This is a genomic window from Jatrophihabitans sp., assembly GCF_036389215.1.
GTDB lineage: Bacteria > Actinomycetota > Actinomycetes > Mycobacteriales > Jatrophihabitantaceae > Jatrophihabitans_A.
In genome coordinates this window covers 1-8,013 of record NZ_DASVQG010000323.1, presented here as the reverse complement: position 1 = coordinate 8,013, position 8,013 = coordinate 1, and the positions used below count along the sequence as shown (strand labels likewise).

Here is an 8,013-nt window from a genome sequence, read left to right as displayed (position 1 = left end):
ATCAGGTAGCAACCTTCCAGGGCTGAACCGCTGGGCATGCCAGCGACCAGCCGCCGCAGCGAGGTGGCCGAGATCGGCATCCTGGTGCAGCTTGCGGTCGGGCCCTCGACCCGGAACAGTCCCCAGCCGAAGCCGTCCCCGCCGGCCGGCGCGCGGCATAACGCGAGCGTTTCGTAGGGAAAGATGGCGCCCGCCGACGGTACCCGGCGCGCGCCGCTGGGTCCGGTGCGGTGTACAGCCTCACCGAGGATGTCCACCGCTACAGCCAGATCCGCGCTCAGCACCGTATGAGAGGTCGCCGAGCCAACAGCCCGCAGGTCCGTCATCGCCGCCCATGCGCGACGCAGGTCGGCCGAGGGGGCTGCAGTGACCAGATCGGGCTGGACAGCTCTGACGGGAGCCAGTTGCCGGTCAGCAATTATCATGGGCGAAGCTTTCGTTGCGGCAGGCGTAGCAAGGTCATGTCGGCTCGACCGCATGCTGGGCAGCGGCGAAGTGAACAACCTCAGGGTCAGCGGTGGGGGTCCGCTCGCGCTTTCGCGCTGATCGCTGTAGTTCCTCTTGAAGAACACCGATCGCTCTGCCTCGGTTGCAGAGCTGTCCTGTCTGGGTGGTCGCGGCACCCACTCGCAACCAGATCACCTCCGCGGGTGTTCTTCTGTCGAGCACACGCAGTTCCCCTTCTTTGAACTGGCACTTGTCGCTATCTCCCGTCGTGAGGGAGCTGATGGGTTCACGACTACGACATGACCCCGGCTATGCCGTGCGCAGATAGAAGCTGACCGTGACCTACCGATCCCCGGCAGATGAACAGCACCGGCTCAGCGGAGCCGAACTGCGCGCCGCCGTGCTTGCTTTCGCCACCAATCCGATCTACCTGGACGGCGAGCATTGGGAGAACGACGACAACCCCTACCGGCGGCAGCTGCGTCCCCAGGACCTGCGGTACCTCGACTTCACCACGCCGCTGCGTCGTGACCAGGTGTTGCGCCATGCCAGCCTGGCCGCTCAGCGGATGCTGACCTGCATCTACGAGGCGGATCTGGTGCTCCTGCCGCAGTCGGAGCTGACACCGGGAACCTATGAGGACTTCCGGTCCTTCTACAGCTCCGACAACCGGGCCCGTGGCGAGGCGATCCGACCCGCGCTGGAGGCTTACGCCTTCGCCTTCCTGGAGGACGAGGTCATCATCTCCGGGGCGTGGAACACCGAATCGCTCGAAGTATTCCTGCGAGAACTGGACGGGCACGACAGGAATGTGTTGCTGGCCACGGAGAAGGCGATCCGGCACTCGGACGATCCCCGGCGCGCGGCCAGGATGTGGCTGATCCAGCGCCCACCGGGGCTGCTGTCGATGGCCTCGGCGATGCTGGGCACCGTGCTCGGCACCCTCGGCGAGCCGGACCCGGAGTGGTCCGAGATCGTCATCGGCAGGTACGGCCACGGGATGCACGACGCCGCGCACCGCACCCGGTACGAGCACACCCTTGCGTCGGTGGGGCTGCGGCAGGGCCTGCATCACTACTGGCAGTACTACCTGCCAGGAAGCCTGCTGATGAGCAACTACTTCCACTACCTGGGCAGGAACCACGAGCTGTTCTTCCGCTACCTCGGCGCGCTGTTCCACGCCGAGTCCACACTGGCTGACTTCAGCGCCCGAGCCGCGGCACTGCTGACCGATGTGTTCGACGGCGCAGTCGACGTGAAATGTTTCACCGAGCACGCCGCCACCGAGGCCGGGAATGGCCGGACGGTGTTGGAGAACCTCGTCCTCCCGGTTGTCCAACGGTGTGGGCCGGCCGTCATCCCGGAGATCCTGCGTGGGTACCAGCAGGCCCAGATCGTTGCCGAGCTGGCCGAGGAGGACTTCGTGGCCCAGATCAGCTGGATGGACGAGGGAAAGGCCAACAAGCGGCTGTACGAGCGGGTCTACCGGGCGGTGCTGGAGGCCAAGGTCGACGTGCCGGTCGTCCGGATTGCCGAACCGTACGGCGAGTTGTCCACCACCCACAGCCATCAGGGTGACCAGCTCTGCCACATCGTTTCCGGAACCATGAGATTCGTGAGCGGATTCCAGTCGCAGCAGGTCCTGGAAGCCGGCGAGGGCATCATCATCTGGCGGAACAGGTTGCACGGCGCGATCATCGAATCCGACGAGTGCGTGTACGAGCTGCACTCGGTAGGCGACTACCGCACGTTCCTGTAGTCAGGCGGCGCGGCCGGCACGGTGCGGGGTCAGAGACGGTGCGCGATCAGAGACGGTGCGCGATCAGAAACGGTGCGCGGTCAGAGACGGTGCGCGATCAGAGACGGTGCGCGATCAGAGACGGTGCGCGATCAGAGACGGTGCGCGGTCAGGATGCGACGCGCGACGTGGGATTCCGTGACGGATCGGCGTAGCGGCCACGCAGGGCGCTGATGCCCCGCGAGACATGAGATTTAGCCGTGCCCTCAGGGCAGTTCATCACCCTGGACACCTCGGCTATGGGAAGACCTACCACATGCCGCAACACGATCGCAGAGCGTTGCGCCGCCGGCAGGGTCGAGAGCAATCGATTCAGCTCCTGGGCCCTCTCGCCTACCAGAATCTGCTCCTCCACGCTCCTGCCGGCGTGTGCGCGCTCGGGGAGCTCGGCCATGGTCACCTCGCCCACCCGGCGGCCGGCCTCACGTATGCGGTTTCGCCAGGTGTTGAGGAGGATCGTCAGCAGCCAGGCTCTGGGCTGCAGGGCGAGCGTCCGCTCAGCCGGGTACTCGCGCAGCGCGCGGAATGCTCGCAGAAAGCATTCCGAGGACAGGTCCTCGGCCTCCGTCGTGGAGCCGGTGATCCGTAACGCGGTTGAGAATACGGTTCTTTCATATCCGCGTACGAGTTCCTCGAAACCCAGGTCGAAGTCGGCGACCAGCCTGCCCAGCAGCGCCACTGTCGCATCAGATGCGCCATGCGAGGGCGAGGTGGTGCTCATGGGGCTGATCGTATTCCGACACATGGGCACCGCAGGTAGGTTCAAAGGTTGATGAGAAGGTACACGCGGTGTGTACCGGGCACCTGGGTCAGGCCGACGGCCGACGCATCGCTCAGCGGGCGCAACTCCGCCGATCAGCCCGCGTCCCGCCGGGCGAGCACCGCGCCACGTCCTGCTTGCAGTGCCAGCGATGCCGCGCTGAGCAGCGCCGGGATTGCCAGTACCAGCACCACCGCAATATGCGCGCTACTCGCCACCACCAGCGCCACCAGTGCCGAACCCGCCGCTGCTCCGACACCGTATGCCCCGTACTGAAAGGAGAAGCCTTCGCTGCGCAACGCTGCCGGAAGAGTCTGCTCCAGCGCCTGGCCGCGCAGCGCGTTGACCGGTGCGATGAAGAGGCCACCTGCCAGCACCGGTACCACCAACCAGTACACGGACGGCACCAGCGTGGCCGACCCCAGCGAAGCACACATGATCAGCAGGCTCCAATCGGCGAGTCGACCCGGTCCACCGACCAGCCGGCTCTGCAGGACCGACAGGCCGACACCCCCGATCATGCTTGCCAGCCCCAGCAACGCGGCGAACAGGCCGGCCGCCGACGCGTGGCCGTGCAGGCTGGTCAGCAGTGCGGGGAGCGCGGCGATGAAGCCGCCTTCGGCCGTGCCCAGGGTGCCGGAGGTCAGGTAGCAGGGCCAGCTCGCGCGGTGGCGCCAGGCGCCGCGGGCATCGGAGCGCTCCGCTGCGGGGCGCTCAGGTGTCGAGGGCACCAGGTAACTGAGCAACGCGGCACCGATCGCGCACCCGGCCATGACCAGATAGGCGACGGCGGGCTGACCGCCAGCCAGCGTAAGGGCAACCAGGATCGGACCGATCAACCACTCGGCCTCGAGCAGGGTCGCGTCCCAGCTCAGAGCCGTCAGCAGCTGCGCCGGGCTGACCAGCTCGGTCAGCATCGCCCGGTACCCACCAGGCACTCCGGAGCTGCTGAACGCGGCGAGCATGGTCAACAGCACCAGTAACCATGACGGTGCGGCGGCGTACACCGCGACTGCAAGGCCTGTCAGGCTCGTACCTGACAGCACCAGCGCGCTACGCATCCGGCCGGCGCGGCTGTCTGGCGGGCACCGGTCCAGCGCGCGACCGAGGCGGGGTGCCCCCAAGGACTCGCACAGGGCGTAACTACCGGCCAGCAAGGCGCCGAAGGCATAGGAGCCCGAGGTTTCTCGTCCGGCGAAGATCGAGGCCAAGGGCGCCATCGCCGGTGGCAGCCTGGTGAGGCCGACCGCCGCGGACCACTGCCACCACCTGCTGTTGCGAAGCAGCGACGCATCGAGGACCGTCATGGCACTGACGTCATGGCTCCAGCACCACCTCGGTGCCATGGCCGGCCAGTGCCTTCGACAAGGGCGCCGGCACCAGGCCTGAGAAGATCCTGACCCGGACGCCGGCCACCAGCGCCGTGTGCGCGGCGGTCAACTTCGCCCCCATGCCACCGCCGCTCACCGGTGGCCGACCGTCGGCTGGGATCGAGCAGCGCGCCAGCACGGATTCGCGATCAGCCAGATTTTCCAGCACACCAGGCACGTCAGACAGCAGCACCAACTCCTGCGCGCCCATCGCGGCCGCCACCGCGGCCGCCAACCGGTCCGCGTCGACGTTGAGCGCCCCGTCCGCACCGAAGGCAGGCGGTGACAGCACGGGAAGGAAGCCCGCGTCCAGCAGTCGATGCAGCGCGGTGGAGTTCACCGCGGTGATCCGGCCGCTGCGATCGTCACGGATGATGGCCGATCGGTCGTCCAGGCGAGCCCGGAACGGCTTTTTCGTGACCGCGGTGACCAGGCCGGCGTCCAGCCCGGTCAGCCCGATCGCCGGTACCCCGTGCCGTACCAGGGCCTCCACCAGCCGAGGTTTGACCACCCCGGCCAGGGCCATGGTGACCACCGCCATCGTCTCCGGATCGGTATAGCGGCCCGACACTCCGCCGGGCCCGATCAGCCGGCGCTGCCGAACGCCGAGTTGGCCACCGATCCGGTCGATGTCGCTCGCGCCGCCATGCACCAGCAGCAACCGCTCACCCTTGCGGTGCCGGTCGGCCAGGTCGGCGCACAGCGGTTCGGGCAACTCCGAGACCACGCCGCCGCACTTGACGACAACGGTAGAGGCCAGGTGGCCATTGAGCATTGCTTGCTCCCATAAGCTGTCCGCGCGGTGGCACCGGGATCGGGTGCGTCGGCGACCACCCTGACGCCAGAGGGCCGGTGACCGGCTCATCGCGATGTCCCCGCTCGGTGCAACGCTGCGATGACCCACCGCAAACTCGGCTGGACGCCGGGCGGGTTCGCCGGCACTGCCCCGACTCCTACTGTCTGGCATATCGAGCTACGGCGATCACCGATGGGCACGGCAGCTGGCCCGGCCCCCGGACGGACGGACAAGAGGTAGCAAATGACAAACGGAGGTGTGCCCAGGATCCTCGCGCTATGGAGTGCCCCGCGGTGCATGTCTACCGCCTTCTTCCGGATGATGCTCGAGCGCGGTGATTTCTCCGCGGTGCACGAGCCGTTCTCCTACCTCGCCGAGTTCGGAGAGGTCTCGGTGGGCGGCGCGACCGTGACCAGCGAGACAGCGTTGCTGGGCCGCCTGCGCGAACTCGTCAGCGCCGGCCCGGTGTTCTTCAAGGACACCACCGACGAGCAGTACCCCGCGGTCCTGGCCGACACCGCCTTCCTGGCCGAGGATGCCGTGCACACCTTTCTGATCCGATCGCCGCAGGAGACGATCGCCTCGTACTTCCGGATCAATCCCGAGGTGCGGGCCGAGCAGATCGGATTCGGACACCAGCTGGAGATCTTCGAGGCGGTCCGTGCAGCCACCGGGCGACGGCCGTTCGTGATGGACGCGGGACAGTTGCTGGCGGAACCGGCGGCCGTGGTCAGGGCCTTTTGCGCCGCGGTGGGCATCGAGTACCGGCCGGCCGCGCTGAGCTGGCAGCCGGGACACCGCGCCGAGTGGGGGCCGTCGCAGCGATGGCATGAGGAGGTCAGCCGTACCAGTGGGTTCAGTGCCGTCCGGCAGTCGGCGGGGGCTGCCGCGCTGGTCGCCGGCAACGATCGGCTGGCCGCCATCCTGGACTATCAGCAGCCGTTCTACGAGCGCCTGCTCGAGCATGCAACCCGAAGTCAGTCGTCATGCTGAGCGATCTTCCCGAGTTCGAGCAGCGAAACCGTCGTAGTTGAGCCATGAAGGACATCTGATGACCCGAGTCAACTCATCCGCCTCAGCGAAGCGCGATCTGGAAGCCTTCGGCTATGCCCACCTGGCGCCGGAACTACTCGACCCCAGCCGCTCAGGTTGCACCGAGCGTTCCGTCGAGGAGTTCGTCGGCAGTTGGAACGCGCTGCCCCGTGATCCGTACCTCACGGGCTCGGGCGCCAGCCGGCTACGACGCTATGGCCGCATTGCCGTCCTGGAAGAAGGAATCGAGTCGCTGCCGCCCGCGCCGTTCGTGCAATCGAACGAGGTCAACCCCATCTTCGGTGGCATCCAACGGCAGTTCGCCCCGCTGGACCCGGCTGTCGTGGCCTCGCCCGTGCTGTCCAGCCTCATCCGAGTGCTATGCCACTGTCTCCCCGATCTTCCGGACCGGATCGAGCGCATGGACGTGGGAATTCACCAGATCCGAGTTCAGGCATCGGTGGCCGCGGATGGATTGCCGACGCCGGAGGGCATACATCAGGACGGGCATCGCTTCGTCGCCCAGGTGTTCATCCTTCGCAACGCCGTCGATGGTGGCCGGTCGTCCTTCTACGACAGCGGCACAGCCGTATACGAGACCTACTTGACCCAGCCATTCGAATGCCTGCTGGTGGATGACCGCCGCCTGCATCACGGTGTGTCCGCCATCAAGCCCGCAGGAGCCAGCGAGGGCTGGCGCGACATGCTGCTCCTCGACTTTCCCGAGGTCCCGTCGCTGGAGGCCGCTACCAGCGTCCGTGGCGACGAGCATGCGGCTTGGTCCCTCGTCTCGGAGACGCTGGGCAGCTGAGTTCGCAGTCCTGCGCGACTCGGCAGCATCGTCACCGGCGCGGCCGCCGCGGATCTGCCGGCCGCCCTGCCCTACCCGTGCCACCGCGTGCTGGTCCCACGCGGCGTCGCACCCTCGTGCTGCTGGTGGGCTATCGAGTTCTGCCGGAAGTCACGCACGATGAGTCGTGGCGACTCCTCCCCCGTCGAGCGCGCCCCCCGTCGAGCGCGCTGTGCCGAGTGCGCCGTGCCGAGTGCGGAGACCCTACGCCCGCACGCCATGCGCGCACCGTCTCGGCCCGATGCCTCCACCGGCGACCTGGCCTCCCCAACCGCCGGACGCACGGCACGCTGACCGATCTCCCGCGCCTCCGATACTGGTGGTCGCGTTTACCCAGGGGTAAGCGTGCCGTCGAGGAGCCGGGCGACAACCTCAGCCGAATACCTGCTCACCGGCTCGTGGCGATGACGACGCTGCCGGCGGAGTTCCTGCGTAGGGTCCGAAACGTTCGATACCAAGCCAGTTCTACAGCTCCCATAAGGTGAATCAGGAGAGACGATGACCACCACCTGCCCCGAATGCGCGGCCGATGTCGCGTTCGCCGAACGACCTCGGTTGAGCGAGGTCGTGGAATGCGGTGACTGCCACAGCGAACTCGAGGTACTGACCCTCGACCCGGTGAATCTGGTGCTCGCCCCCGAGGTAGAGGAAGACTGGGGGGAATGACAGCGCACGCTCAGCTCGCGCTGCTGACATCGCGCGTTCGAACCGAGGAGCGTCAGCTCCTCACCGCCCTGGAGCGGCACGGCGTCCGGTACGAGCAGGTCGACACCCGTACCCTGCACGGCGGCTCAGCGGACCGGCGGTGGCCGGTGGTGCTGAACCGCGAGATCGCCAGCGTCCGAGCACGTTACGCGGCCTGGACGCTGGAGGCCGAGGGCAGCCGGGTGTTGAACAGCGCCCACGCGATCGACCTCTGCGCCGACAAGTGGCGCACCTCGCTGGCGCTGCGGGCAGCCG

At 67.4% G+C, this 8,013-nt stretch carries 8 protein-coding genes and 1 pseudogene; 5 read left to right on the top strand and 4 right to left on the bottom strand.

Annotated features, from left to right (window positions below; genetic code table 11):
* Positions 1 to 257 (bottom strand): hypothetical protein (locus VF542_RS18380; protein WP_408653148.1); only part of this gene is annotated, 257 nt, incomplete at its 3' end.
* A gap of 527 nt (positions 258 to 784) precedes the next feature.
* Here VF542_RS18380 and VF542_RS18375 point away from each other — a divergent pair.
* A complete protein-coding gene (locus VF542_RS18375; RefSeq protein ID WP_408653147.1) occupies positions 785 to 2,206 on the top strand; it encodes an iron-containing redox enzyme family protein in 1,422 nt (473 codons plus the stop codon).
* Positions 2,207 to 2,354: 148 nt separating this feature from the next.
* Here VF542_RS18375 and VF542_RS18370 read toward each other — a convergent pair whose 3' ends face one another.
* The 3 genes from VF542_RS18370 to argB all read right to left on the bottom strand — a co-directional run bounded on the left by VF542_RS18370 (position 2,355) and on the right by argB (position 5,150).
* Entirely contained in the window at positions 2,355 to 2,966 is a 612-nt protein-coding gene (locus VF542_RS18370) for an RNA polymerase sigma factor (protein WP_408653146.1), read from the bottom strand.
* Between the two features lie 134 nt (positions 2,967 to 3,100).
* Positions 3,101 to 4,312 carry an MFS transporter gene (locus VF542_RS18365; RefSeq protein WP_408653145.1) on the bottom strand — a complete coding sequence of 404 codons (1,212 nt, stop codon included), beginning with the start codon at positions 4,310 to 4,312 and terminating at the stop codon, positions 3,101 to 3,103.
* A 10-nt stretch (positions 4,313 to 4,322) separates the two neighbouring features.
* Positions 4,323 to 5,150 (bottom strand): acetylglutamate kinase, encoded by an 828-nt coding sequence (gene argB / locus VF542_RS18360; RefSeq protein ID WP_408653144.1) that lies wholly within the window; start codon positions 5,148 to 5,150, stop codon positions 4,323 to 4,325.
* A gap of 264 nt (positions 5,151 to 5,414) precedes the next feature.
* Between argB and VF542_RS18355 the strand changes: the two genes are divergently transcribed.
* The 4 genes and pseudogenes from VF542_RS18355 to VF542_RS18340 form a co-directional block, all read left to right on the top strand.
* Entirely contained in the window at positions 5,415 to 6,164 is a 750-nt protein-coding gene (locus VF542_RS18355) for a sulfotransferase family protein (protein ID WP_408653143.1), read from the top strand.
* 58 nt (positions 6,165 to 6,222) lie between these two features.
* Positions 6,223 to 7,014 (top strand): 2OG-Fe dioxygenase family protein, encoded by a 792-nt coding sequence (locus VF542_RS18350; protein ID WP_408653142.1) that lies wholly within the window; start codon positions 6,223 to 6,225, stop codon positions 7,012 to 7,014.
* A gap of 537 nt (positions 7,015 to 7,551) precedes the next feature.
* The gene (lysW, locus tag VF542_RS18345; protein ID WP_408653141.1) at positions 7,552 to 7,719 is read left to right on the top strand and encodes a lysine biosynthesis protein LysW; all 168 of its coding nucleotides are present in this window, start codon (positions 7,552 to 7,554) and stop codon (positions 7,717 to 7,719) included.
* Positions 7,716 to 8,013 (top strand): annotated as a pseudogene (locus VF542_RS18340) (alpha-L-glutamate ligase); the annotation flags it as partial. The gene lysW and the pseudogene VF542_RS18340, both read left to right, overlap by 4 nt.